Consider the following 25,121-nt stretch of genomic DNA (forward strand, 5'->3'; position numbering starts at 1 on the left):
TTCTTCATTTAAAGTAAGGCTTGAAATCAGGCTACACTACCGAGCTCTGGCTCCTTGAGCACTTTGGAAGGAGATAATGTCAACTCGAACTCATCTTGTAGCAAACCTTCCAATTTCGGATAAAAATCTTCTAAGGTTTGCTGTACTGCTTTCTCATGCTTTGCCGGTACCGGATCTTTGATCCACTCGCCAGCATCGTCATAGCGGCCAAAGCCATAATGGTATTCGAAGCCTTCGTCATTGGCTTCTATGATGAACCACCAGCCCCAGAATTCACGCTCTTCGGGTGCCTTTTTGGCGCTGACACAGCTCGACAGGCAATCAAAGAAAAAATGCCCTTCGGAAGACAGAGGCTGACGCAAGTAAGGTCCCAAGGCCGTCAGCTTAGTCATCAAGCGCCCATGCGGCGGGAAAGTTTTTTCTGTCGTCATAATCATCTCCATCCCTAGCAATAAATTACCTAATCCATTTAAGCTGTAAACCGCTCATTTGGCAACAATTTATTTACAACATTAGCGTATTGATTACTTTCTTACTCGGCTAACTTTTCTTTCAGCCAGTCAACCACAGTCGTCATTGCCCGGTGGTAGCCGTCATGCAGCGGCTTATCGGGCAAAGTAACGGCCTTGCCTCCTCGACTGGACATTGCAATAAGCTGGTTATCAAACTCCGAGCAAACAGGATCACTTTTCAGGCCAATCCCCAGCATCGGTACATCAATCTTACGGCGACCCAGCAATCCCTGATGCTTGAGTGACCATGCAGGTAAATGGGACACCAAACTTGTCTTTGATACACCATGCTTGCCAAGGCGTGAGGCAATCATATCAAGGTACATCCGCGGCATGGCATCCAGCCGCTTAGAATCGGCCAAACCGCTGTGAATAATACCTCCGACACTGACACAGGTTTTCAGGCGCGTTGGTTCGAGGAAACCAAGCCTAATCGCAGCATTACCACCAAAACGAAGGCCCAGCATCGCAACCCGGGTATGATCGACCCAGGGTACATCTTTCACCTGCTGCAACAGCGCTTGGTGCAAGCGGCTGGTATCTTCGGTCAGTGACCAATGGCTACTGTGACCGACAGACGGCATATCTAGGGTGATCATCGCAAAGCCAGCCGGCCCGAAGTACTTCTGGTACAGGCGAAGCAGATCAGACTGAAGGGTATCCAAACCACCACTGACGATTACCGTCGGCAATAACTTGTCGGTACAAGGTAGGTGGATGAAAGCCTGGAAGGTTTTATTTTCGTATTTGACATCAATGGTGCGCATCTGGTGCGGCATATTGTCCATGGCGTCGCGGTAGGCTTGATTAGCTTGCAGTTCAGCCTGGGCTGCCAAATCATCCCCTTTCAGGTGGGGATAAGCTGCAATACTGTAATACATACTGGCGGTAATGAGCTGATCGGCCGCCTTTTCCTTTTCACCCTGATCCAATAAAGCCCGTGCCGCTTTATGATACATTCCCCCCGACTGGCACCACTCATACACCCAGTTGCCCGGCTTGTAGCCTATAACAGTATCGAGCAAGTCATCTCGGGTGCGCGGGGCTTCGGAGTTGGCGATTCTTGCCAGAATAGCCTCAAGTTCAATAGGATCGATGCCCTGCCAGATCCACTGCGGACGGCGCATCACCCGATACCAGCCGATCTCGGTATCGCCATCCAGCGCACTGTGGATCGGGGCATCGACAACATGGGCCAATTTCACCAGGCTCGATGTTTCTTTGGAGGTTTGCCTTGGGGCAAAGAGCTTTTCGGAAAGATTGGTTTTGGACGGTTCAGACACGTTCTGCTCCATATCGGTTCACACATACCTACTATGCAGGCCCGAGCACTTCCGGTCTATAACAAAAGCACGTTATTCCGGTTCGGCCTTGGGGATGTGCTTATTGTGATTATATTTTTAAAGTATACCACCCAACAGATACTTACTGTATGAGCCGGCAGACAATTCCCACTTGTTGCAGAAGCAGTACTGAAGAAATTCAGGAGTAAGCTATGCTTGTACTTACCTATCAGTACTTCATACGGTGGTAAGTATGCGATACGTCCTATGTCTCTGTGCTTCACTTTTTTTCTCTTCGTCAGTCCTCGCTTTTGGTAGCGGTGGCTCCCTGGGTGGCAACCCCGGAGAGGCATCAGGTGGCGTCAATGCCAAAACCTCACTTTGCCTTGATGTAACAGGCGAGCGAATTCCCGACAGCTACCAAACCAAATACCAACGCCAATGCAAGATAACCGGTAATACCATGGTTGATCTCATCAACTACAACAACTATTACCGCAACAAACCCAATGGCGAATCCCTGTCGGACATTAAAGCCAAAGCCAGCTAATACCCCGGAACAGCAGGCATAAAAAAAGGAGCCGATGGCTCCTTTTTTAGTCGCTAAAAGCGGTATTATTTTTTCGCGATAGGATCAACGAAAGTCACGGCCATATCCCATGGCTGCTCGATCCAAGTTTCCTGCGGGATGTCTACCACGTAGTCATCAACCAGGTGCTTACCTGCAGGCTTCGCACATACAGTTACGAATTTCGCTTTCGGGTACATGTGACGGATCATTTCCGCTGTACCGCCAGTGTCCACCAGATCATCGATAACGATGAAACCTTCACCATCACCTTCTGCTTGCTTCAGTACTTTCATCTCACGCTGGTGATCGTGGTCGTAGCTTGAGATACATACTGTATCAACATAACGAATACCAAGTTCACGCGCCAAAATTGCAGATGGAACCAAGCCACCACGGCTAACGGCAATGATACCTTTCCACTGATCTGCAGGAAGCAATTTCTCTGCTAGCTGGCGGGTATACATTTGCATGTTGTCCCAAGTGATGATGAACTTATTACTCATATCCGATGAACCTCTGAGTCAGCAGAAAAACTGCTGTATGTATTTATTTACTGTTATAGAAAAATAATTTTAGCAACAAATAGGGCTGCAATAACCCAAACGCTAATATTTACATCGCGACCTTTGCCACTCATCGTCTTGACGGCAGCGTAGGTGATAAAGCCAAGGCCAATACCTTCAGCGATGGAGTATGTTAACGGCATCAGTAGGCAAACTACAACTACTGGTGCTGCTTCTGTTAAGTCACGCCAGTCAACGCTAACCAAACCAGACATCATCAGGATGGCTACGTAGAACAGAGCACCTGCTGTCGCATAGGCAGGCACCATACCTGCTAGCGGCGCAAAGAACAATGCCAACAGGAACAAAACGCCAACCGTTACAGCGGTAAGACCGGTACGGCCGCCCACAGCGACACCCGAAACACTCTCAACATAAGAGGTCGTGTTCGATGTACCCAATACCGCACCCACAGAAGTTGCAGTACTGTCTGCCAGTAACGCACGGTTCAGGCGTGGTAGCTTACCGTCTTTGTCGATAAGTTCTGCTTTCGTTGCCACACCGACCAAAGTGCCCGCAGTGTCAAACAAGTCAACGAACAAGAACGCGAACACAACCGAAATCAAACCTACTTCCAATGCACCTGAGAAGTCCATCTGCATGAAAGTTGGCGCAATGCTTGGTGGCGCCGAGACAATACCGCCGTACGCCACTTCACCCACCAGCACGCTGATTGCAGTGACAGCCAAAATCGCGATAAGTACTGCCGCTTTGTAGCCACGGTGTACCAGGGCAATGGTCAGGAAGAAGCCTAAAGATGCCATAGCAGCCGGGAAGCTGGTGAAATCACCCACTTGTACCAGCGTTGCCGGGTTATCGACCACAATGCCAGAGCTCTGCAGGGCGATGAATGCCAAGAATAAACCAATACCCGCCGAGATCCCGATACGCAGCGCATGAGGAATGGAGTTGATAATCCACTCGCGAACTCGCAGTACACTCAGGGCAATAAAGCACAGACCCGATAGGAATACCGCCGCCAGCGCAACCTGCCATGTATGCCCCATGCCTAAAACAACACCGTAGGTGAAGAAAGCATTCAGGCCCATACCCGGCGCTTGCGCCACTGGGTAGTTAGCCACAAAGCCCATGATGAAACAGCCCACAACCGCAGCCAGACAGGTCGCGACAAATACCGCGCCTTGGTCCATACCCGTCGCCGACAGCATAGATGGGTTTACAAAAATGATGTAAGCCATCGTCAAGAAGGTAGTCAGACCCGCTAGCAGCTCGGTACGGACATCGGTACCGTTCTCTTTGAGTTTAAAAAGTTTCTCAAGCATTGCTCTCGATTCCTTGGAGATATTAAGCAATTGATATTGGTTTAAGGGATGAGCCGAAGCCGGTTCTCGGTTTCCACACATCACGAATTTTCAAGAAATAGAAAACGATTGCGTCTCTATTTTGGGTGGCGATTATATGCTCGATAATTGTCAATTTCCAGTAAATAACGCAATTATCATCAACCAATACGAACAACCGAATAAAAAACCGGCCAAGCCACAGAGAGTGGAAATATAAACAAATAAAAACAACAACTTGCATTTTTAACAGCGTGGCTACATTTTATTCAATTAATATTTTCCACCTATGCGCAAACGTTAATATCAACTATCAAATTGCATGAATTAACAGTTAACGCCAGATGTAATCGAATACACCAAAAAGGCATAAAATAACGCTATCGATAAAGCCGGGAAGTATGAATGACAAGAGAGAGATTGATGAATCAAGAAGATAAAAAAAAACGCCACTCCAAATAGAAGTGGCGTCAAGAATGTAACTATAAACCGAAAAGCGGTTTTAAGAGATTCTTAAATAAAGGGGGTGAACAAAAAATTGACCACTCAGATCTGTCCGGCAATGTAGAACCGGACAAACCACAGAATTAGTAACCGAACGAGCTTGGGTATTTAAAGTTACCGGTGTATACAGCGCGGTTGTTCCAAAACTTGTTTACAGATTCAAATACTTTCATTTTTATCACCTTAACTATTAAGCAATGACTACACGAATTACGTGTTTGGCCGTCTTGGCCTGACTTAAACTCGGTTCCTTGGAGGCGATATCTCGGGCTCATCCTAGAGCAAAATTTTGTGTCGTTCGTCTTCGTTCTGAAGATGGTGCAACTATAACCCCGCCGTAATAAACTTTCAAGTATTTTCTTTAACTCCGTCACACTTTTGCCGTTATTGAGTATTTGAACAACAAAAACTGTAATTAAATTACACTGAGCCACTTCACAATTTCACCATTTCGCGACCAAAGTGTAACTACCACCCTCTTGAACAATTACACACTTACAACATACCTTATTCAACAACATGCAAATCAATAATAACAAGGTAAGGGGTATATCATGGCGGCATTTTCATCACTGAGAAAAGTCACTATCAGTAAGCGACTCTATTTATTGAGCTTTATTGTGACTGTATTGACGCTTTTACCGCTAGTACTGTTCATTGCCAACTACCAAACCAATATTATGGAAGAAAAAAGGCTCAAGACCCGTCACCTGGTTGAAAGTGCCCATAGCCTGATCAGCTATTACCATTCCCTTGAGCAACAAGGATCCCTTTCCCGAACCGAAGCCCAACAACAAGCAGTGACAGCGCTTGCTACATTACGCTACGAAGACAAAGACTACTTCTGGGTCAATGACATGACCCCGACAATGGTCATGCATCCTTTTAAACCTTCTCTCAATGGCCAGCGCTTGGACAACTTCAAGGATCCCAACGGGACGGCCTTGTTTGTTGAAATGGCCAATATTGTCCGCCAGCAAGGCCAGGGCTTTGTCGATTACTATTGGGAAAAACCCGGTTTCAGCATGCCGGTTGAAAAAATATCGTATGTCAAAGGCTTTGCGCCTTGGGGGTGGATTCTTGGTTCGGGTATCTACGTGGATGATGTCACCGCCCTTTTTTATAGCGAGCTTAAACAATTTAGCGTTTTCCTTCTCAGCGCTTTGGCATTGAGTGGCTTACTGGCTTGGATTATCTCACGATCTATCACCATCCCCTGCCACGAAACCGCGCAAGCCATGCGTGATATCGCCAAGGGAGACGGGGATTTAACCCAGCGCCTGCCAAGCCAAGGCGATGACGAACTCAGCCAACTGGCCCGCTCGTTCAATACCTTCGCCAGTCACCTATCCGATATGCTTCGAGATATCGCTCCTGTCAGCGACCAAATCAGTGCAGCAGCCAGCCAACTCAACAGTGTCGCCACTCAGACAGCCAATAGCGCCAACCAAGCCTACCGGGGCATCGACAGCGTGGCTGCCGCCATGAACCAGCTTCATGCCAATAACCAGGATGTTGCTCAGTCAGCCCAACAAGCTGCCGAGGCAGCCGATCAAGCCCAGCAATACAGCAGCAACAGTATTGCCGTGGTTTCAAATTCCTCGCGAGAAATGCATGCACTGCTGACCTTGCTGGATGAAGCCAACCATAGCGCCCAAGCATTGGAGAAAGACTCACAGACTATCGGCTCAGTATTGGATGTGATCCGTGGTATCGCCGAGCAAACCAATCTTCTCGCCCTCAATGCAGCAATCGAAGCTGCACGGGCAGGCGAGCAAGGCCGAGGCTTTGCGGTAGTCGCTGATGAAGTCAGGACGCTTGCGACGAGAACTCAGGCAAGCACCAACGAAATAGAAGCGATCATTGCCAACCTGCAGGGCAAGGCCAACAGTGTCAGTGGGGCGCTAGTCAAAACCCGCGAACAATCTTCCAGCACCGCCGAACATGCGGACGAAGTCGCCCAGACTCTAGGGGCGATTGGCGAGCAGATCACCACGATACTGACTCTCAACCAGCATATTGCCGAAGCCAGTGACCAGCAGTCACAGGCTGCGGAGGCCATTAACCAGAGCCTGCATCAGTTGACCGAGCACAGCCACCAAACGGTTGAAAATGGCGATCATATTGCAGCTGCCAGCACTCAATTACTCGCAAACGGGCAGAGCCTGGAGAACCATGTCAGCCACTTTAAGATTTAGCTGTTACCGTTTCAGGCACAGTGGTATCCTTGAGGTTAACCGCGATAGTTAATTGTTCTGAATAACTTTGCAATATAGTTAATTTTCCGCTAACTCATCGCCAATAACCAAAAGTTTATAAAGGAGACTGCTGTGTCAGAAATCAGTCAACTGTCACCTCAACCAGTGTGGCAATTCTTCGATCAGATCTGCTCTATCCCTCACCCTTCCAAGCATGAAGAAGCGCTAGCCCAGCACATTATCCAGTTCGCTCAAGGCGAAGGTCTTGAAGTGCGTCGTGATGCCGTCGGTAACGTCTTCATCAAAAAGCCTGCGACGCCTGGTATGGAAGATCGCAAGGGCGTTGTTCTGCAAGCCCACATCGATATGGTGCCTCAGAAGAACGAAGATACCGATCATGATTTCCTGACCGACCCAATCCAGCCATACATCGACGGCGAGTGGGTAACGGCCAAAGGCACGACCCTGGGTGCCGACAACGGCATGGGTATGGCGGCTTGTCTTGCTGTATTGGCTTCAAAAGACGTTGAACACGGTCCGCTGGAAGTACTGCTGACTATCGACGAAGAAGCCGGTATGACGGGTGCTTTCGGTCTTGAAGAAGGCTGGCTGGAAGGTGATATCCTGCTTAACACCGACTCTGAGCAGGAAGGTGAAGTCTACATGGGCTGTGCCGGCGGTGTTGACGGTTCAATGGTTCTGGATATCCAACGCGAAACAACCCCTGCTGATTTCCAAGCAGTTAAACTGGTTGTTAAAGGGCTGAAAGGCGGCCACTCTGGCTGTGATATCCACACTGGCCGTGGTAATGCCAACAAGATCCTAGGTCGCTTCCTGTTTGGCCACGCCGAAGAGCTTGGCCTGCGCCTAACTTCTCTAACCGGTGGTAGCCTGCGCAACGCAATCCCACGAGAGGCTAGCGCGGTGGTTACTCTACCTGCTGCAAACGTTGATAAGCTGAACGAGCTATTTGCTTACTACCAAGAGCTGCTTGTGGCTGAGCTTGGCCGTGTAGAAACAGACATCAACCTTTTCACTGAGACTGCAGAGCTTCCTGCTGATGTGCTAGTAGCCGCTGACCAGCAGCGCTTCATCAACATGCTGAACGCAACACCTAACGGTGTGATCCGCATGAGCGATGATATCGAAGGTGTGGTTGAAACCTCACTGAACGTGGGTGTGATCACCACAGAAGCTGACAAAATCACGGTATTGTGCCTGATCCGCTCACTGATCGACTCTGGACGCAGCAATGTAGAAGGCATGCTGAAAGCCGTTGCTTCGCTCGCTGGCGCAAGCTGTGAGTTCTCTGGTACCTACCCAGGCTGGAAACCAGACGCTGATTCTGAAGTCATGCACCTGTTCCGCGAAACGTACGAGAGCATCTACGGCCGCGTACCGAATATCATGGTGATCCACGCCGGTCTTGAGTGTGGCCTGTTCAAGAAGCCATACCCGAACATGGATATGATTTCTTTCGGCCCGACCATCAAATTCCCGCACTCACCAGACGAGAAAGTCCAGATCGACACTGTTGCCCTGTTCTGGGAGCAAATGGTCGCTATCCTGAAGAATATTCCGGTGAAGGCGTAATCTCTAAGCACTGAGTAACTTTAAAGAAAGCGAGTTCTTATGAGCTCGCTTTTTTGTTGATAGAAAGTTTCTAGCTCCTAGTTCCTAGAAAGAGCGACTATCAATCCAAGAATTCAACACCGTCACAAATAGTGATGATTAATGTTCTGCTTCAGCTTTTCATAGCTTCTCTTTTTTGCTCTTCCAGCTCTTCCTAGGAACCAGGACCCGCTCCTAACCTTACTCTCAAAACAACGACAGCTGCTGCGCCCGCGTTCCAAGCTCCAACCCTACACTGATACCAATCAGCCGGATCTCCCTGTCCTGCTGGCGGGTCAGGGCTTCTTTAAGCAGACCTTCAAACTGGGCCTTGTCCAGTTTCGGCTGGGTATGCTCCACCGTGGTTTGCTGGAAGTCGGCGAATTTCACCTTTACTCCCTGCTTGGCAATATTAAGCTCTGGTCGGACTCGCTTGAGACGCTTTTCCAGCTCGGGGAATAAGCGCTCTATCACCTCCCAACATTGCTCGTAGGTACTGATATTTTGCGAGAAAGTACGTTCAACCCCTACTGACTTGCGCTCCCGCTCGACCACCACTTCCCGCTCATCAATACCATGGGCACGCGACCATAATGACTGGCCGAATTTACCAAACTGCTGCAACAGCAAATGCCTGTCGTATTGCTGTATATCTTTGCCGACATACAAACCTTTATCATGTAGCTTTTGGATGGTGACTTTGCCGACACCGGGGATCTTCTCGAGTTTCAAGTCTTCTACGAAAGCGGGGATCTGATCAGGCGTCACGACATATTGCCCATCGGGCTTGTTGAGATCCGAGGCGATCTTGGCAATGAACTTAACCGGGGCAATACCGGCAGAGGCTGTGAGGTTGAGCTCTTCGCGGATAGCCCGACGGATGTCTTCAGCAATCAATGTGGCCGAGCCATGGCACAGCTCGCAATCGGTGACATCAAGGTAAGCTTCATCAAGGGAAAGCGGTTCGATCTTATCGGTATAGCGCTGGAAGATCTCACGGATCTGACCAGAGACTTCTTTGTAAACGCTCATACGGCCGGAAACCAGAGTCAGGTGAGGACAAAGCTGCATTGCCCTGCCTGTTGGCATGGCCGAACGAACCCCGTATTTTCGCGCTAGGTAATTACAGGTACTGATCACCCCACGCTGCTCGGAGCGCCCACCAATGGCAATAGGAATATCACGCAACTCAGGGTTATCACGCATCTCTACCGCCGCAAAGAAGCAATCCATATCAACATGGATGATCTTTTTTTGCGCCTTGCCAGGCTTTGGGGGTGACAACAAAGACATGCGAGAGGTTACCTGGTTACTGTTTTTTTATACAGTAAACATTATAGAGGCTCCAGCAGGCACTGTGAAGCCTAACAAAAAGCCCGGCATGGTTAGTGCCGGGCTTGGAATTCAGTTAGCAAGTGCTCGCTGATCAGATAATTTGGTTTTTCTTCCATTCAGCAGCACGGGCTTCACGCGCTTCACGCTTGAGGCGGGCATCACATGGCTCTGGGCAGTCACACTCTTTGGCAATACCGATACCGTCAAGGCCGCCACAGCTGCCGCTTACGCTTTTGCGCTGGAAGATGTAGCCAACAGCCATCGCAGTGATGACCAGCAAAAACACAGCAAAGGTAGTTAAATAGATAACCATTGTTCAATCTCTACTTTTGATTCATGTAAGGGGCAAAAGCATCCGAGGTATATTCCTTGAAGCCTTGCTCTGTTTTCACAACCAACAGCAATGGGATCTGCTCTTGGTTAGCCAATGCCAGCGCCTTCTCCTCACCCATCACAGAGAACGCCGTCGCCAGGGCATCTGACGTCATACTTGATGGATGCAGCACTGTTACCGATACTACATGGTTGGAAATCGGCATACCACTGTTCGGGTCGATCAGGTGCGAGTAACGCACGCCGTCTTCTTCGAAGTAATTGCGGTAATCACCCGATGTTGCAACGGCCATATCACCCGGTTCAATCACTTCCTGAATCGCCCGGCTACCGTCTTCAGTTGGCTTTTCAATCGCGATGCGCCAAGGCACACCCTCCAAGTTATTGCCTTTCAGGCTGAGCTCGCCACCGATTTCAACTAGGTAATCCGCCACGCCTAGATCATCAAAGTAATCGGCGACTACGTCAACCCCAAATCCCTTGGCAATCGAGGACAGATCGACATACAGATCCGGGATATCCTTGCTCAGGCTGTTGCCATCTACGCTAAGGTGGTGAATACCCACTATCTTGCGACGCTCGGCCAGCTCTTGCTCAGTCGGTGTTTTCTCAGGGCGCGCTTCTGGGCCGAAGCTCCACAAGTTGACAATAGGGCCCACTGTCACATCCAGAGCACCGTCTGTCAGTTTGGCAAGGCGGATAGCCTCTGTAACAACCTTGGCAGTATCAGCCGACACTTCAAACGGTTCGCTCGAGCGCGACTGGTTAAATTGGCTGAGCTCGGAATGCTTACGGTATGTCGACATCTGGTCGTTAACCAGCTCTAGTCGACGGTCAATTTCTGCCTGGATATCCGTGGCAGGCGGTAAGCCTTCCTGCTTAATCAACTTAATTGAATAGTAGGTTCCCATGGTCGAACCGTTAAGGTGGATCATCTCACGCTGATCACTACAGGCCGACAGGGTTATAACCATCGCAAGCATCAGCAATGCGCGGTGCAGTAACGTCTTCATCCAACTACTCCCCAAATGAAAGACAGTCATTGTTATTTATTATGGGTAAGCGCCTAGTATGAAAAAACCATATATTACATACCGTTATTTTGCGCTTATTACGAAAAAAGGCTGACCCCGATTGGGATCAGCCAGTTTTTCAGTGTGCAGCTAATTAGCCACCGAAGTCATCCAGTAGGATGTTTTCGTCTTCAACACCAAGATCTTTCAGCATGCCGATAACAGCTGCGTTCATCATTGGTGGACCACACATGTAGTACTCACAATCTTCAGGCGCTTCGTGATCTTTCAAGTAGTTCTCGTAGATCACGTTGTGGATGAAGCCTGTGTAACCATCCCAGTTATCTTCTGGTAGTGGATCAGACAGGGCTACGTGCCACTCGAAGTTCTCGTTGTCAGCCGCTAGCGTATCGAAATCTTCAATGTAGAACATTTCACGCTTAGAACGCGCACCGTACCAGTAAGTCATCTTACGCTTAGATTTCAGGCGTAGAAGCTGGTCGAAGATGTGCGAACGCATAGGTGCCATACCTGCACCACCACCGATGAATACCATTTCGTTGTCAGTTTCTTTCGCGAAGAACTCACCGAATGGACCAGAGATAGTACAAGTGTCACCAGCCTTCAGAGACCAGATGTAAGATGACATTACGCCAGGTGGTACATCTGGGTTGTTAGGCGGCGGCGTTGCAATACGTACGTTCAGCTTGATCAAGCCTTTCTCTTCTGGGTATGAAGCCATAGAGTATGCACGGATTGAGTGCTCTTTTACGATAGACTCGTAGCGGAACAGGTTGAACTTGTCCCAGTCTTCACGGTATTCCTCAGGAATATCGAAGTCAGAGTACTTAATGTGATGAGGTTCAGCTTCGATCTGGATGTAACCACCCGCACGGAAAGGAACTTCTTCACCTTCAGGGATCTTAAGCACGAGCTCTTTGATGAAGGTTGCTTCGTTATCGTTAGAGATAACAGTACATTCCCACTTCTTAACACCGAAGATTTCTTCTGGAAGCTCGATGTCCATGTCAGATTTCACGTTAACCTGACACGCTAGACGCTCGCCTTCACGTGCTTCACCTTTAGTAATGTGGTCAAGCTCAGTCGGTAGGATATCACCACCACCAGACTTAACTTTAACGCGACACTGGCCACAAGAGCCACCGCCACCACAAGCAGATGAAACGAAGATGCCGCTTGCTGAAAGTGCATTAAGCAGTTTGCTACCGGCAGCGGTTGTAATCGCTTTTTCCGGATCGCCATTTACTGAGATAGTAATGTCACCTGATGGTACCAGCTTAGATTTAGCGAATAGGATCACTAGAACTAGAGCCAGGATAATCAGGGTGAACATGACTACGCCAAGAATAATATCCATTGATTATTCCTTTTATCCTGATTACAGCTGAACGCCGGAGAAGGACATGAAGCCCAACGCCATAAGGCCAACGGTGATGAATGTAATACCTAGGCCACGTAGACCTGGAGGTACGTCTGAGTACTTCATCTTCTCGCGGATACCCGCAAGAGCAACGATTGCTAGCATCCAACCGATACCAGAACCAAGACCGTAAACTACAGATTCAGCGAAGTTATAATCACGCTGTACCATGAAAGATACACCACCGAAGATCGCACAGTTTACTGTGATCAATGGTAGGAAAATACCTAGCGCGTTGTATAGCGGCGGGAAGAAGCGGTCCAGAACCATTTCCAGGATCTGTACCAGTGCCGCGATAACACCGATGAACGTAATAAAGTTCAGGAAGCTAAGGTCAACGCCTGAAACAATGGCGCCGTCTTTTAGCAGTAGGTTGTAGATCAGGTTGTTCACAGGAACAGCGATCGTTAGTACAACGATTACCGCTACACCCAGACCGAAAGAAGTTTTAACTTTTTTCGATACGGCTAGGAATGTACACATACCTAGGAAGAACGACAGTGCCAAGTTCTCGATAAAGATCGAACGAACTAGAAGGCTTAGATAATGTTCCATGTTCCCCTTACTCCTTCGCTTCGACTTGTTCTGGACGGATAATACGGATAGCCCAGATCATGAAACCAATCAGGAAGAACGCTGATGGTGCTAGGATCATCATACCGTTTGGCTGGTACCAACCACCGTCAGATACTAGCGGCAGGATTTCCACGCCGAATAGTTTGCCTGAACCGAATAGTTCACGGAAGAAAGCTACAGTGATAAGTACGAAGCCGTAACCAAGACCGTTACCGATACCGTCAACAAGTGATGGTAGAGGCTCAGACTTCATTGCGTATGCTTCAGCACGACCCATAACGATACAGTTCGTGATGATCAGACCAACGAATACAGAAAGCTGCTTAGAAATATCGTAAACAAATGCTTTTAGTACCTGGTCAACCACGATTACCAACGATGCGATGATCGCCATCTGTACGATGATACGTACGCTGTTTGGAATGTGGTTACGGATCAGAGATACGAACAAGTTAGAGAATGCACAAACGAATGTTACCGCTAGGGTCATTACGAATGCTGTCTCTAGTTTGGTGGTTACTGCTAGTGCAGAACAAACACCAAGAATCTGAAGCGCGATCGGGTTGTTGTCGATAAACGGCGCAAACAGAATCTTCTTCATTTCTTTAGTATCAGCCATTGTTTAGGCCTCCTTCACGAACTTTAGCTAGGAATGGACCAAAGCCCATGTCACCCAACCAGAAGTCGAAGGTGTGCTGAACACCATTTGCAGTTAGGGTTGCACCAGACAGACCATCTACACCGTGGATGTCACCTTCAGGTGCACCGCCTTTAACGACGCGGATAGCTGGCTTGTTGTTGCTGTCGAACAGTTCTTTACCAACGAACTGTGCACGCCAGTTCGGGTTCTCAATCTCACCACCAAGTCCAGGAGTTTCACCCTGCTCGTAGTAAGTGATACCTGCAAGCGTGTTGCCGTCAGTTTCAACCGCGATGAATGCGTACATCATTGACCACAGACCACCACCGTGTACCGGTAGGATCAGCTTGTCGATGTTATCGTTCGCATCTTTCACTAGGTAAACTGTTGCAACGTTTGCACGGCGGATGATCTTCGCTAGGTCTTGGTCACCAGATAGGCGGATAGACTGTGCTGGATCTTTCGCTGCATCACGCTGGCTGTACTCAGATGCAGTTGCACCTTCTTCAGTCTGCTCTACGAACTCGCCTGTTTCTAGGTTAACAAGCTTAGGCTCGATGAACTGCTCATACGCTTCAGTGATGTTGGTGCCATCTTGCAGAAGGCCCGCAACTGAAAGGATGTTGCGCTGAACGTCAAGTACAGCATTCTTCTGCTGCAGTGGACGCAGAGCAACCGCTGCTGCTGATACCACGATTGAGCACACTAGGCTCAGTGCGATAACAACAATTAGCGTCTTTTTAATGCTATCGTTATTACTTGACATGACGAGCTAGTCTCCGCTTGATGTTGCCCTGAACTACTAGGTTGTCAAATAGAGGTGCGAATAGGTTAGCAAATAGGATTGCTAGCATCATACCTTCTGGGTACGCAGGGTTAACCACACGAACCATAACAGCCATTGCACCGATTAGTGCGCCGTACCACCACTTACCTTTGTTGGTAAATGCTGCAGACACAGGGTCGGTTGCCATGAACATCATACCGAATGCGAAGCCACCTAGAACTAGGTGCCAGTGCCATGGCATGCTGAACATTGCGTTGGTGTCAGAACCAATAATGTTGAATAGCGTCGCTGTCGCGATCATACCGATCATAGTACCCGCGATGATGCGCCATGAAGCGATGCCCATGAACACGATCATTGCGCCACCAAGGATGATAGCTAGCGTCGAAACTTCACCGATAGAACCAGGGATACGGCCGATGAACGCGTCCATCCAGCTAACAGCATCACCAGTTACAGTATTCATCACTGCAGCCTGACCGCCGTTTGCCCACTGGCTCAGTGCTGTTGCACCAGAGAAGCCATCTGCCGCTGTCCATACTAGATCGCCAGAGATCTGAGCTGGGTATGCGAAGAATAGGAACGCACGACCTGCCAAAGCAGGGTTAAGGAAGTTACGGCCAGTACCACCAAAGATTTCTTTAGCAACAACAACACCGAAGGTAATACCTAGTGCTGCCTGCCATAGTGGTAGTGTTGGCGGTACGATCAATGCGAAAAGGATAGAAGTTACAAAGAAACCTTCGTTAACTTCGTGCTTACGCACCATACAGAATAGGACTTCCCAGAAACCACCTACAGCGAATACCACTGCGTAAATAGGTAGGAAGTAGGTCGCACCCAGTAGCATTTTGCTACCCCAGCCAGCGTCTGCTGACATGGTGCCGCCTAGCATTTCTGTTAGCCAGTAGTGCCAATCACCTGCAATGATAGTTGCTAGCTGCTCACCCACGTACATGTGGTTAAGCGCAGTGATTGCTTGGTGACCGGTGTTGTACATACCCCAGAACATTGCTGGGAAGACCGCAAACCACACCATGATCATGATGCGCTTCAGGTCAACGCTGTCACGTACGTGCGCGCTTGTACGGGTTACCTGGCCCGGTGTGTACATCAAAGTTGCAAACGCTTCGTAAAGCGCAAACCATCTTTCATGCTTACCACCTGGCTCAAAGTGGTGTTCAACCTGCTCGAGTAAATTCTTGAGGCTCATGAATTACCCTTCCTTCTCAATTGTGTCCAGGCACTGACGTAGCATAGGACCAAATTCATACTTACCTGGGCATACGAAGGTACATAGTGCTAGATCTTCTTCATCCAGCTCTAGTGCACCTAGCTGCTGAGCACTGTCAACGTCACCTGCACACAGATCACGAAGAAGCAGAGTCGGCTCGATATCAAGCGGCATTACTTTTTCGTAGTTACCGATTGGCACCATCGCACGCTCAGAGCCGTTCGTCGTCGTGGTCATGTTGAAAAGCTGACCTGGGAAGAACTGACTTAGGAAAGAGCGAGTCACTGAGAATTTATTTTTACCTGGCGCGATCCAGCCCATGAATTCTTTTTCACGGCCTTCGCGAAGGGCAGAAATCTGCAGATGGTAGCGACCTAGGTATGCGTGAGGACCCGCAGCGTTAACACCGTTCAGCACAGAGCCAGAAAGGATACGCAGTTCGCCCGGCATCATTTCAGAATCAGTGATCTGCTCGATAGACGCACCGATTTGGGTACGAACTAGACGAGGGTTGTTAACAACAGGACCAGCCAGAGAAACCACACGGTCAGTGTATAGCTCACCAGTCAGGAACAATTTACCGAATGCGATAACGTCCTGGTAGTTGATGTGCCACGCCACGTTTTCGATGCTCGCACCGAACAACGTGTGGATGTGAGTACCAACCAGACCCGCAGGGTGCGGACCGTTGAATACGTGCTCTTCCACATTGGCTTCACTGCAGCGAGGTAGACTTGCACCAGACTTACAAACCAATACTTTACCGCTTGTTAGGCGTGACAATACTGTCAGACCTGCAGTAAATGCATCGTTTTGCTCGTTGATAACAACTTCTGGGTTAGCTGCTAGAGGGTTAGTGTCGATAGCCGTTACAAAGATAGCCTGAGTTTCAGCATCGATCGCAGGGACCTTGCTGAAAGGACGCGTACGAAGCGCTGTCCACATACCAGACTCAACCAGCTGATCTACCAGTGCAGAACGCTCAAGCTGAGCAATCTGACCAGCATCATAGCTGTTGAATGTAACTTGCTCGTCGCCTTCTACATCAATCACAACGGATTGTAGAACACGCTTTGCACCACGATTGATTTCTGCAACCTTGCCGCTGGCTGGAGCAGTGAACTTAACGCCTGGGTTCTTCTTGTCTTCAAAAAGAACCTGACCTTTTTTCACTACATCCCCTACGCGGATATGCATTGTAGGACGCATACCAACATATTCTTCGCCAAGCAAGGCGACACGTGTGATGGCCTTGCCATCATTTATCGCCTGGGCAGGAGTCCCTGAAATTGGGATATCCAGACCCTTCTTTATTGTAATCATACGCACTTGCACTACATTAACGGGAAAAAATTATTTTCTATTGCGCAATATTAGACACGACTTTCCTTCGTCCGAAGCCGGCTTGATCCGCTACCAGCAACGCAACATCCTATTCACTTACCTGTCACACTTTTGGCGACGAGTAATTTTGAGGCCGGAATTTTAGCACTATTTGGTTGGATTTTACCATGGCAAACCGCGCTAATCGGACTGAAAATCGGCTAACTCTTTAAACGCAATATCTTTGTTGGGTAATATTTTTGAACTGACACACAAAAGTGATAATCATCTGGAATTATCATTTTTTTCGCATCACCACCAATAAGTTAATAAAAAACCAACAATTACCATACAGTCACAACAATGGGGCAAAAAGCCCCATTATTATATGTTTCAATTATGTCGCCATGTTAATCACTATTAACAACTTGGCGCCAACAACTCCTTGGTGGAATTGCCTTTTCCACCACTGAATCATTCAAAAATCGTAAATTTCTACCATTGGCTGGGGACCTTACCGCTTGCGGTACACCGCAGCAATACCCCTTTAGGTACTTGCGCCATTCATAGCAGCGTCATTTCGCTTTACACCACCAGCCCAAAGTATAGACACCGGAGGCAAAATGACAGGCCTAACCTGAGGTACTCAACAGATAAGCCACAAGATGCCATCCCAATCATAGGCCGTATCTCTGCAATAGTACGAAATCGAGATAATAAATAATGCCGTAAGTCTCAAAAATCCGGATAAAAAAACCGCAAATATTGCGGTTTGTTAATCGGGTTCAGCTACCGGTCAGCCCAGTTTGCTGCCACCACGACAAGCAGGTGATGCAGGCGCACCCTCTTGCTGATTCTGCCACTCAGCTTCGGTATAGGTATGAATAGCCAATGCGTGGATATGATTGGCCAGTTCGTCTGCCAAGGCACTGTTAACGGCACGGTGACGGCCAATCAGGCGCATTCCTTCGAACTGCTCACTGACAACAATAACTTTGAAATGACTTTCCGAACCTTCCGGCACATTGTGCATGTAGCTCTCATTGATCACTTCTAGATGAAGGGGGGCGAACGCTTGCTGTAATTTCTCTTCTATACGTTCCTGGATCATGGTTTACCTTCTCCGACGGTAAAATCACCCCTGCCGTGAGCAAATTTATAGGCGGTAGCGATAAATACCCAATAAAGACTGACATAAAATTAGTTTTAAGTAGTGGCTGGTTTTGCGAAAATACCAACCAATGAGTAAACATACCGTAAAGTAACCGTTAATGAAACCAGAGCTAACCCTTCATGAGCGAACGCTGACCCTACAGCGTTACCCAGTAAGGAAAAATGAAACCCTGCAGGCATGGGACGCGGCAGACGAGTACCTGATCAACCACGTCATAGAGACCGAGATTACCCTCGACCCAGCACGCCCTATCCTTATCCTTAACGACAGTTTCGGGGCACTGAGCTGCTGGTTTGCCAACGACGGCAAGGTCACCACGGTTACGGATTCATTTATCGCCAAGCAAGCTTGCCTTGCCAACTTGGCTGATAACCAGCTGCCAGAGGTGAATATTGTCGACTGTCTGGCTGATCTGCCGGAAAATCCACAGTTGGTGATAATGAAGCTGCCAAAAAACAACCGCTTGCTGGTTTGGCAACTACAGCAACTTTGCCAGCTGCTTCCTGCCGATTGCACGGTGATTGCTGCCGCAAAAGCGCGCGATATCCACACCTCAACCCTGAAGCTTTTCGAAAAGCATCTAGGCAAAACCAAAACCTCTCTGGCAGTGAAAAAAGCAAGACTGGTTTTCTGCCAGGCCAATCCTGAACTTGCACAGCCTCTGCCGGCCCCGCAGCAATGGGATGTGCCTGAACACAACATCACTTTGAACAACCATGCCAATGTGTTTTCCAGTGACAGCTTGGATATAGGTGCCCGCCTGCTTCTGGAGCACATCCCTAGTGGCAACCAATATCAAGATATTATCGATCTCGGCTGTGGCAACGGGGTGATCGGTATTAAAGCCGCCCGACTCAACCCGCAAGCCAATGTAGTGTGTGTTGATGAAAGCTATATGGCAGTGGCATCGGCCACAATGAATGCCGAGCAAAACCTAGACAATCCGTCACAGCTTAACGCCAAGGTAAACAACTGCCTTGATGGCTTCCCTGCCCAGAGTGCGGATCTGGTATTGTGTAACCCGCCGTTCCACCAGCAGGCCGCCATTACCGACCATATTGCATGGCAAATGTTCTGCGACGCCAACCATGTCCTGCGACCAAGCGGCAAGCTGGTTGTGATTGGCAACCGCCACCTCGGATATGGCGGAAAACTTAAGCGCCTGTTTGGCAATGTCACGGTAATTGCCCAAAATAATAAATTTGTCGTTTATCAATCAGATAAGTAAATTACAATATAACCAATTTACGGGGAGCTTGCGCAGCCCCCGCTTTACCCAAGGATAGAATGACTATGAAGAAGCTTCTTGTTGCTGCCTCCGTACTGGCCTTGACGGCATGCTCATCGCCGTCAGAGCCTCAGCTCTCCATCCACCCAGAACCGGTGATCGCCTCTCAGCCAATGGTACATGGCAAAAGTATGAACCTAGACAGCCGTGATCTTCGTACTGCCCAATTTATTGCGGTTGTCGATAGCGGTCGTGAGAATGTCCAGCCACTGCACAGCAACGAAAACCTACGAACTACATTGGAAGATGCTCTTTCACGTCAGTTGACCGCGCAGGGTTATACCATTTCCGAAGACAGCGAAGGCACCATGCGCCTTGATATCCTTGAGGCAATGGTCAACGTCAAGCACAGTGTGGTAAGCCACGATCTGAGCAGCAAACTGCAGTTACAGCTTGTTGTGGAAACACCGAAGGGTAAGTTCGTCAAACGCTATTCCGGTAAGTCTTCACGCAATGGTGCAATGAGTGCCTCGGTTGAAGATATGGAACTGGCAATGAACAATTTGATCACTGCCGTGCTTAAAGACATCTATGCTGATCCAGAGTTGAACGCTTATATGCAGGAGAACCTATAATGCGTCGTTTGCTATCGACCCTACTATTTTGTCTTGCGCTTCCAGTAAGTGCAGCAACCCAGGTATCTGTTACCACCAACCTGGGTGAATTTGTCATTGAACTCGAGCAGGACAAAGCCCCTGTCTCAAGCGAGAACTTCCTGCGCTATGTCGAGGATGGCAGTTATGAAGGCACCATTTTCCACCGGGTGATCCCAGGCTTTATGGCCCAGGGCGGTGGTTTTGATAAAGATCTCAAGCGCCGTTCTAGCTACGACCCTATCAAGAACGAATCCACCAATGGCTTGAGCAATGCCAAAGGCACAGTCGCGATGGCGCGTACCCAAGCACCAGACTCGGCAACTCGCCAGTTTTACATCAACTACCAGAACAACACGTTCCTTGATGCCCAAGGCAGCCGCCCAGGCTATGCGGTATTTGGTAAAGTTGTGAGCGGCTTCCCAGTTATTGAAAAAATGGCGGAAATTCCTACTACAACTATCCGCTCTATGGGTATGAAAGATGTTCCGGAGCAACCTATAGTTATTGAAAGTGTCAAAATTATTAAAAATTAGACACAGGCTAATGTCACCTGATCATTAGCTTGTGATCAGGTGACGACCATGCTCAAACTTGTCTCAACCCAACCAGATGCTCCGGCTGAACTGATCAGCCAACACATTGCCGACCATGCTCCGGCCATTGCCCTCAGTGCTCTGGGTACTATCAACGGCAATGTCAATTATGACTCGATGAAAGTCACCGTCACCGAACACCTCCATGAATGGTGGAAGCTGTCGGTCCCTTCTGGCTCTCCAGATGACCACTACGAATCCACTTACTGGTATCTTATTCACCTGTTGGAATCCTTGGAAGAGCATGAATTATTGGGCAATAATTTCATGCAATATAAAGTCTCATCAGCTGCGCAGTTCCTGCTTGGTATCGGCGAGCGACAGGAAAAAATGCAGGGGATCCGGCCATAGCCTAACAAGGCATGCCAACAGTTGAGCGCTTTACCTCCCACCGGCTTTGTTTCTGCAATACACAAGTTTCATACTTTGCCACCACCTTTTACTGTATTTTTACCTAATTACTCGGTAGCTTGCGGGTACACCCTACCTGCTTGGGGTTATACTACTGGCTGCTTAATCAGAAAGACCTGAGGGATCCATGGAGCAATCGATTGAAAATGAAAAACTTGGCTGGCGAGTTTATCTAGAGAAAAAAGTCCTAATCATGCTGGCACTGGGCTTCTCGTCTGGCCTGCCTTTGCTGTTGGTTTTTGGTACTTTGTCTTTCTGGCTCCGCGAAGCCGATGTCAGCCGCACCGATATAGGTTTCTTCAGTTGGGTCGCCCTTGCCTACGGTTTCAAATGGGTCTGGTCACCGCTTATCGACCGTTTCCCTATTCCGGTATTATCTTCGTTGCTGGGCCGCCGCCGCGGTTGGATGGTGTTCTCGCAACTGCTGATCATCGCCTCCCTGATAGGCATGGCCGTCAGTAACCCACAGGGCGATTTAGTTCAGTTGGCCATTTTTGCCGTCATCGTGGCATTTTCATCAGCATCTCAAGACATTGTTATCGATGCCTACCGGATTGAGCTGGCTTCAGAGCGATTGCAAGCAGCATTGGCAGCCGCTTACATGACAGGTTATCGCTTAGCGATGATCATGGCGGGTGCCGGCGCACTGGCCTTTGCCGCATGGTTTGGCTCCAACACCGGCTATGATCCTGAAGGCTGGAAATATGCCTACTTCATCATGGCTAGCCTTATGGGGGTTGGTCTCATTACGGCTCTTTGTATCCATGAGCCAACCATCGACAGCTCAGAAATCGATAATGTCGAGCAAGAGTACCGCCAACAACTCATCGACAAAGGCACATCCCCTCGTACCGCAAGGCTTATGGCTTGGTTCTATACTGCAGCGGTCATGCCGTTCAAGGATTTCTTCGACCGTTATGGCAAGCAGGCCCTGCTGATTTTGGCACTGATTGGTTGTTATCGAATTTCAGATGTAGTGATGGGAGTAATGGCGAACGCCTTTTACGTTGATATGGGCTTCACCAAAACCGAAGTCGCTTCGGTATCGAAAATCTATGGTGTCATTATGACCTTGCTGGGTGCAGGCCTTGGCGGGATCTTGGTTAGTAAATACTCCACCATGCGTATTCTTGCCCTGGGGGCTGTATTAGCCGCTATCACCAATATGGCCTTCATGGTCTTTAGCTACATCGGTAATAGCCTTCCTATGCTCACACTGGTGATCTCTTTGGATAACCTCAGTGCTGGCATCGCAACGGCTGCTTTCATTACCTTTATGTCGAGCCTGACCAATGTCGCATTTTCAGCTACTCAATATGCGCTATTTAGCTCAATCATGTTGTTGTTCCCGAAATTCATTGCCGGTTTCTCAGGCCTTTATGTCGACATGTTTGGATATAATATCTTCTTCTTCACCACGGCTCTGATCGGTCTGCCGGTACTTGGGCTGATTTATATCGTCAACAGACACTCTGAGGCACTAACCGCAGAGAGCAGTTAACAACAATAATTCGCTCACACCCTAGTCAAATCCACTTTAAAAGGAAGTATTCTGTTGAGTCAGATTACTTCCTTTTTTATTTATCCATATTTCCATCCCGTAAATCGATAGCAAAAGTGCGCTTAGAGCACCTCCTTCACACTTAGTTCAGAAAAATTACCATCAAATGCACAAAAAACACGCTAAAGATCACTTTTGCCAATATTTGTAATCGATTACAGTCGATCGAGATCACATTTAGCAAAGGATTGCGCAATCGTTACATTCACAAAGGTGACATAAAACAATAAACTCACCGCCAACAGAACACGGACAGACAAAAGTCCGGTCTTAAAACACAATTAGCGAGAGTTCACCCCATGCGTAAATCACTAGTAGCACTAAGCGTTCTAGCTGCATCTGCTGTTCCAGCAGTTAATGCGGCTGATTACTCTGACGACATCCACAAAAACGACTACAGCTGGTCTCAGTTCAACCTGATGTATGCTGTTGACGAAAAAGGTGCAGGTCCAGAGTCATCTCACGATTACCTAGAAATGGAATTCGGCGGCCGTTCAGGTATCTTCGATCTATACGGTTATGTTGATGTGTTCAACCTAACAAGTGATCCTGACAGCGACAAAGATGGCGCAGAAAAGATCTTCATGAAGTTTGCACCTCGTATGTCTCTTGATGCTGTAACAGGCAAAGACCTATCTTTCGGTCCTGTTCAAGAGCTATACCTTGCAACACTTATGGAATGGGGTGGTAACTCTGGCGTTAACTCTCAGAAAGTTGGTCTAGGTTCTGACGTAATGGTTCCATGGTTGGGCAAAATCGGCCTGAACCTATACGCTACTTACGATTCAAACCAGAAAGACTGGAACGGTTACCAGATCTCAACTAACTGGTTCAAACCATTCTACTTCCTAGACAACGGTACATTCATCTCTTACCAGGGCTACATCGATTACCAGTTCGGTATGGAAGATGATGCTGCATTCCAGTCAAGCCACGGCGGTGCAATGTTTAACGGTATCTACTGGCACTCTGACCGTTACGCAGTTGGTTACGGCCTGAAACTATACAACAACGTATACGGTTTCGAAGACGGCGCAGCGCTTCCATGGGCTCCAGTTGCTGACTCTTCAGGTGTTGGCCACTACTTCAGCGTAACTTACAAGTTCTAAGTTACTGCTTATTTAGAAAAGAAAAAGCACCTTCGGGTGCTTTTTTTGTGCCAATTTTCTTCCACTCATCCGCACCTCTCAAATCTAAGATAGAAATTACTTTCGAGACACCCTGTCTTTGTTGTTCATTTTTGGCACATTTTTCCAGCATCAAGAATTTCATACGCAAGATCCTTGCCGTAGTTGCAAGACAGTGCTCCAACCATAACGCATTCCGCTAGCCTTTAATTAGCACTGGACTACGCCAGAGAACATGGCAACCCAGCGCTCAACAGGCAATGGCAAATGGCTAGCGAGACAATATCATGTATAAAACCCTAACCGCTTTGAGTATCACGGCGGCATTAATACTGCCGACAACCAGCTTTGCTATCGATTATTCCGACGACATTCGAAAAAATGACTATAAATGGATGACGTTTAACTTGATGCAGAGTATCGACAACAAAATACCATTTGGTTTTCAAGACGATACCTACTTTGAGATGGAGTTTGGGGGCCGCTCGGGCTGGCTTGACCTTTACGGTTACTTGGATGTCTTTGATATTTTCAATTCGAGTACGTCAGACAGGAACAAACCCCAAGGAAGCGATGACTTTGCAGATAATTTCTTCTTTAAGTTTGCTCCTCGCTTTTCTTTAGACGGCTTGACCCGTAAAGACCTTTCTTTCGGTCCTGTCCAAGAACTTTATATTGCAACGGTCACCAATGTTGGTGATAACGCTTTGTTTGAACATTACATAGGTTTGGGCTCAGATGTTATTGTGCCTTGGTTTGGCAAAATGGGACTCAACCTTCATGCCCGTTATGTGCGGGAGAACTTTGGGGCTGATAACGAAGGTGAATGGGATGGCTATATGGTCACCACCAACTGGTTTAAACCTTGGTACACCTTCAGCAGTGGCCACTTTGTTACCTATCAGGGTTATCTGGACTATAAATTCGGTGCAACAGAAATTTCAAGCGACCCAGACCGAAGCTCAGATTCATTAGAGTGGTTCAACGGTATTTACTACCATACCCCACAATGGGCATTTGGTTATGGCTTAAAATACTACTACAACATGGCTCTCTTTGAAGACGGCGGTATTGCTGGCGAAACAACAGGTTTTGGTCACTACTTTTCTGCTAACTACAAATTCTAACCTTATCTTGCCTACCGCC

General features: G+C 48.3%; 25 protein-coding genes. 10 read left to right on the top strand and 15 right to left on the bottom strand.

Features of this window, described 5'->3' with window-relative positions:
• Positions 1-26: 26 nt before the first annotated feature.
• Positions 27-431: a sigma factor-binding protein Crl gene (gene crl, locus ACXAD4_RS14765; protein ID WP_475242411.1), complete on the bottom strand. Its 405-nt coding sequence runs from the start codon at positions 429-431 to the stop codon at positions 27-29.
• Positions 432-532: 101 nt separating this feature from the next.
• Positions 533-1,795, bottom strand: a complete 1,263-nt coding sequence (frsA, locus tag ACXAD4_RS14770; RefSeq protein WP_475242412.1) for an esterase FrsA — start codon at positions 1,793-1,795, stop codon at positions 533-535.
• Between the two features lie 253 nt (positions 1,796-2,048).
• Here frsA and ACXAD4_RS14775 point away from each other — a divergent pair, with 253 nt between their 5' ends.
• On the top strand, positions 2,049-2,345 hold the full coding sequence (locus tag ACXAD4_RS14775) for a hypothetical protein (RefSeq protein ID WP_475242413.1): 297 nt from the start codon (positions 2,049-2,051) through the stop codon (positions 2,343-2,345).
• 65 nt (positions 2,346-2,410) lie between these two features.
• Here the strand turns inward: ACXAD4_RS14775 and gpt are convergent, their stop codons facing one another.
• Positions 2,411-2,869 (bottom strand): xanthine phosphoribosyltransferase, encoded by a 459-nt coding sequence (gene gpt, locus ACXAD4_RS14780; protein WP_107299254.1) that lies wholly within the window; start codon positions 2,867-2,869, stop codon positions 2,411-2,413.
• Between the two features lie 53 nt (positions 2,870-2,922).
• Complete coding sequence (locus tag ACXAD4_RS14785; protein ID WP_317524021.1) at positions 2,923-4,212, bottom strand: NCS2 family permease; 1,290 nt, start codon at positions 4,210-4,212, stop codon at positions 2,923-2,925.
• 1,076 nt (positions 4,213-5,288) lie between these two features.
• Here ACXAD4_RS14785 and ACXAD4_RS14790 point away from each other — a divergent pair.
• Both ACXAD4_RS14790 and ACXAD4_RS14795 read left to right on the top strand, forming a co-directional pair.
• On the top strand, positions 5,289-6,932 hold the full coding sequence (locus tag ACXAD4_RS14790; protein WP_475242414.1) for a methyl-accepting chemotaxis protein: 1,644 nt from the start codon (positions 5,289-5,291) through the stop codon (positions 6,930-6,932).
• A 132-nt stretch (positions 6,933-7,064) separates the two neighbouring features.
• Positions 7,065-8,525, top strand: a complete 1,461-nt coding sequence (locus ACXAD4_RS14795; protein WP_475242415.1) for an aminoacyl-histidine dipeptidase — start codon at positions 7,065-7,067, stop codon at positions 8,523-8,525.
• 225 nt (positions 8,526-8,750) lie between these two features.
• Here ACXAD4_RS14795 and dinB read toward each other — a convergent pair whose 3' ends face one another.
• The 10 genes from dinB to bolA all read right to left on the bottom strand — a co-directional run bounded on the left by dinB (position 8,751) and on the right by bolA (position 18,336).
• On the bottom strand, positions 8,751-9,836 hold the full coding sequence (gene dinB, locus ACXAD4_RS14800) for a DNA polymerase IV (RefSeq protein WP_475242416.1): 1,086 nt from the start codon (positions 9,834-9,836) through the stop codon (positions 8,751-8,753).
• 133 nt (positions 9,837-9,969) lie between these two features.
• Positions 9,970-10,191, bottom strand: coding sequence for a (Na+)-NQR maturation NqrM (gene nqrM / locus ACXAD4_RS14805; RefSeq protein WP_107299250.1), 222 nt, complete (start codon positions 10,189-10,191; stop codon positions 9,970-9,972).
• A 10-nt stretch (positions 10,192-10,201) separates the two neighbouring features.
• Complete coding sequence (locus ACXAD4_RS14810; protein ID WP_475242801.1) at positions 10,202-11,212, bottom strand: FAD:protein FMN transferase; 1,011 nt, start codon at positions 11,210-11,212, stop codon at positions 10,202-10,204.
• Between the two features lie 166 nt (positions 11,213-11,378).
• Positions 11,379-12,602, bottom strand: a complete 1,224-nt coding sequence (gene nqrF / locus ACXAD4_RS14815) for an NADH:ubiquinone reductase (Na(+)-transporting) subunit F (protein WP_107299248.1) — start codon at positions 12,600-12,602, stop codon at positions 11,379-11,381.
• Between the two features lie 21 nt (positions 12,603-12,623).
• Positions 12,624-13,220, bottom strand: coding sequence for an NADH:ubiquinone reductase (Na(+)-transporting) subunit E (nqrE, locus tag ACXAD4_RS14820; RefSeq protein ID WP_039460611.1), 597 nt, complete (start codon positions 13,218-13,220; stop codon positions 12,624-12,626).
• Between the two features lie 7 nt (positions 13,221-13,227).
• Complete coding sequence (locus ACXAD4_RS14825) at positions 13,228-13,860, bottom strand: NADH:ubiquinone reductase (Na(+)-transporting) subunit D (RefSeq protein WP_187462226.1); 633 nt, start codon at positions 13,858-13,860, stop codon at positions 13,228-13,230.
• Positions 13,853-14,647, bottom strand: a complete 795-nt coding sequence (locus tag ACXAD4_RS14830; protein WP_317524026.1) for a Na(+)-translocating NADH-quinone reductase subunit C — start codon at positions 14,645-14,647, stop codon at positions 13,853-13,855. The genes ACXAD4_RS14825 and ACXAD4_RS14830 overlap by 8 nt, the downstream gene beginning before the upstream one ends.
• Positions 14,637-15,881, bottom strand: a complete 1,245-nt coding sequence (locus ACXAD4_RS14835) for an NADH:ubiquinone reductase (Na(+)-transporting) subunit B (RefSeq protein ID WP_475242418.1) — start codon at positions 15,879-15,881, stop codon at positions 14,637-14,639. The genes ACXAD4_RS14830 and ACXAD4_RS14835 overlap by 11 nt, the downstream gene beginning before the upstream one ends.
• A gap of 3 nt (positions 15,882-15,884) precedes the next feature.
• Positions 15,885-17,225, bottom strand: coding sequence for a Na(+)-translocating NADH-quinone reductase subunit A (locus ACXAD4_RS14840; RefSeq protein ID WP_475242419.1), 1,341 nt, complete (start codon positions 17,223-17,225; stop codon positions 15,885-15,887).
• 796 nt (positions 17,226-18,021) lie between these two features.
• Complete coding sequence (gene bolA, locus ACXAD4_RS14845; protein ID WP_475242420.1) at positions 18,022-18,336, bottom strand: transcriptional regulator BolA; 315 nt, start codon at positions 18,334-18,336, stop codon at positions 18,022-18,024.
• 160 nt (positions 18,337-18,496) lie between these two features.
• On the opposite strand from bolA, the gene ACXAD4_RS14850 reads away from it, so the two are divergent.
• From ACXAD4_RS14850 to ACXAD4_RS14875, 6 genes are all read left to right on the top strand, one after another.
• The gene (locus ACXAD4_RS14850) at positions 18,497-19,627 is read left to right on the top strand and encodes a methyltransferase (protein WP_475242421.1); all 1,131 of its coding nucleotides are present in this window, start codon (positions 18,497-18,499) and stop codon (positions 19,625-19,627) included.
• A 65-nt stretch (positions 19,628-19,692) separates the two neighbouring features.
• On the top strand, positions 19,693-20,262 hold the full coding sequence (locus ACXAD4_RS14855; RefSeq protein ID WP_475242422.1) for a YajG family lipoprotein: 570 nt from the start codon (positions 19,693-19,695) through the stop codon (positions 20,260-20,262).
• Complete coding sequence (locus tag ACXAD4_RS14860) at positions 20,262-20,816, top strand: peptidylprolyl isomerase (RefSeq protein WP_475242423.1); 555 nt, start codon at positions 20,262-20,264, stop codon at positions 20,814-20,816. Before ACXAD4_RS14855 ends, ACXAD4_RS14860 begins: the two co-directional genes overlap by 1 nt.
• 48 nt (positions 20,817-20,864) lie before the next feature.
• The gene (locus ACXAD4_RS14865; protein ID WP_317524031.1) at positions 20,865-21,227 is read left to right on the top strand and encodes a hypothetical protein; all 363 of its coding nucleotides are present in this window, start codon (positions 20,865-20,867) and stop codon (positions 21,225-21,227) included.
• A gap of 187 nt (positions 21,228-21,414) precedes the next feature.
• Complete coding sequence (locus tag ACXAD4_RS14870; RefSeq protein WP_475242424.1) at positions 21,415-22,788, top strand: AmpG family muropeptide MFS transporter; 1,374 nt, start codon at positions 21,415-21,417, stop codon at positions 22,786-22,788.
• A 359-nt stretch (positions 22,789-23,147) separates the two neighbouring features.
• Positions 23,148-23,957, top strand: a complete 810-nt coding sequence (locus tag ACXAD4_RS14875; protein WP_475242425.1) for a nucleoside-specific channel-forming Tsx family protein — start codon at positions 23,148-23,150, stop codon at positions 23,955-23,957.
• Position 23,958: 1 nt separating this feature from the next.
• Here ACXAD4_RS14875 and ACXAD4_RS14880 read toward each other — a convergent pair whose 3' ends face one another.
• Positions 23,959-24,120 carry a hypothetical protein gene (locus tag ACXAD4_RS14880; protein ID WP_475242426.1) on the bottom strand — a complete coding sequence of 54 codons (162 nt, stop codon included), beginning with the start codon at positions 24,118-24,120 and terminating at the stop codon, positions 23,959-23,961.
• A 142-nt stretch (positions 24,121-24,262) separates the two neighbouring features.
• Between ACXAD4_RS14880 and ACXAD4_RS14885 the strand changes: the two genes are divergently transcribed.
• Entirely contained in the window at positions 24,263-25,102 is an 840-nt protein-coding gene (locus ACXAD4_RS14885; protein ID WP_475242427.1) for a nucleoside-specific channel-forming Tsx family protein, read from the top strand.
• The last annotated feature ends 19 nt before the right edge of the window (positions 25,103-25,121 follow it).

The organism is Photobacterium sp. AWH4_225, from assembly GCF_056158405.1.

Bases quoted from the DNA above. Each gene is read 5' to 3' on its own strand.
- crl (WP_475242411.1), bottom strand. From the start codon at position 431: ATGACGACAGAAAAAACTTTCCCGCCGCATGGGCGCTTGATGACTAAG.
- ACXAD4_RS14775 (WP_475242413.1), top strand. From the start codon at position 2,049: ATGCGATACGTCCTATGTCTCTGTGCTTCACTTTTTTTCTCTTCGTCA.
- gpt (WP_107299254.1), bottom strand. From the start codon at position 2,869: ATGAGTAATAAGTTCATCATCACTTGGGACAACATGCAAATGTATACC.
- ACXAD4_RS14785 (WP_317524021.1), bottom strand. From the start codon at position 4,212: ATGCTTGAGAAACTTTTTAAACTCAAAGAGAACGGTACCGATGTCCGT.
- ACXAD4_RS14790 (WP_475242414.1), top strand. From the start codon at position 5,289: ATGGCGGCATTTTCATCACTGAGAAAAGTCACTATCAGTAAGCGACTC.
- dinB (WP_475242416.1), bottom strand. From the start codon at position 9,836: ATGTCTTTGTTGTCACCCCCAAAGCCTGGCAAGGCGCAAAAAAAGATC.
- nqrM (WP_107299250.1), bottom strand. From the start codon at position 10,191: ATGGTTATCTATTTAACTACCTTTGCTGTGTTTTTGCTGGTCATCACT.
- nqrF (WP_107299248.1), bottom strand. From the start codon at position 12,602: ATGGATATTATTCTTGGCGTAGTCATGTTCACCCTGATTATCCTGGCT.
- nqrE (WP_039460611.1), bottom strand. From the start codon at position 13,220: ATGGAACATTATCTAAGCCTTCTAGTTCGTTCGATCTTTATCGAGAAC.
- ACXAD4_RS14825 (WP_187462226.1), bottom strand. From the start codon at position 13,860: ATGGCTGATACTAAAGAAATGAAGAAGATTCTGTTTGCGCCGTTTATC.
- ACXAD4_RS14830 (WP_317524026.1), bottom strand. From the start codon at position 14,647: ATGTCAAGTAATAACGATAGCATTAAAAAGACGCTAATTGTTGTTATC.
- ACXAD4_RS14835 (WP_475242418.1), bottom strand. From the start codon at position 15,881: ATGAGCCTCAAGAATTTACTCGAGCAGGTTGAACACCACTTTGAGCCA.
- ACXAD4_RS14840 (WP_475242419.1), bottom strand. From the start codon at position 17,225: ATGATTACAATAAAGAAGGGTCTGGATATCCCAATTTCAGGGACTCCT.
- bolA (WP_475242420.1), bottom strand. From the start codon at position 18,336: ATGATCCAGGAACGTATAGAAGAGAAATTACAGCAAGCGTTCGCCCCC.
- ACXAD4_RS14850 (WP_475242421.1), top strand. From the start codon at position 18,497: ATGAAACCAGAGCTAACCCTTCATGAGCGAACGCTGACCCTACAGCGT.
- ACXAD4_RS14855 (WP_475242422.1), top strand. From the start codon at position 19,693: ATGAAGAAGCTTCTTGTTGCTGCCTCCGTACTGGCCTTGACGGCATGC.
- ACXAD4_RS14860 (WP_475242423.1), top strand. From the start codon at position 20,262: ATGCGTCGTTTGCTATCGACCCTACTATTTTGTCTTGCGCTTCCAGTA.
- ACXAD4_RS14865 (WP_317524031.1), top strand. From the start codon at position 20,865: ATGCTCAAACTTGTCTCAACCCAACCAGATGCTCCGGCTGAACTGATC.
- ACXAD4_RS14870 (WP_475242424.1), top strand. From the start codon at position 21,415: ATGGAGCAATCGATTGAAAATGAAAAACTTGGCTGGCGAGTTTATCTA.
- ACXAD4_RS14875 (WP_475242425.1), top strand. From the start codon at position 23,148: ATGCGTAAATCACTAGTAGCACTAAGCGTTCTAGCTGCATCTGCTGTT.
- ACXAD4_RS14880 (WP_475242426.1), bottom strand. From the start codon at position 24,120: ATGAAATTCTTGATGCTGGAAAAATGTGCCAAAAATGAACAACAAAGA.
- ACXAD4_RS14885 (WP_475242427.1), top strand. From the start codon at position 24,263: ATGTATAAAACCCTAACCGCTTTGAGTATCACGGCGGCATTAATACTG.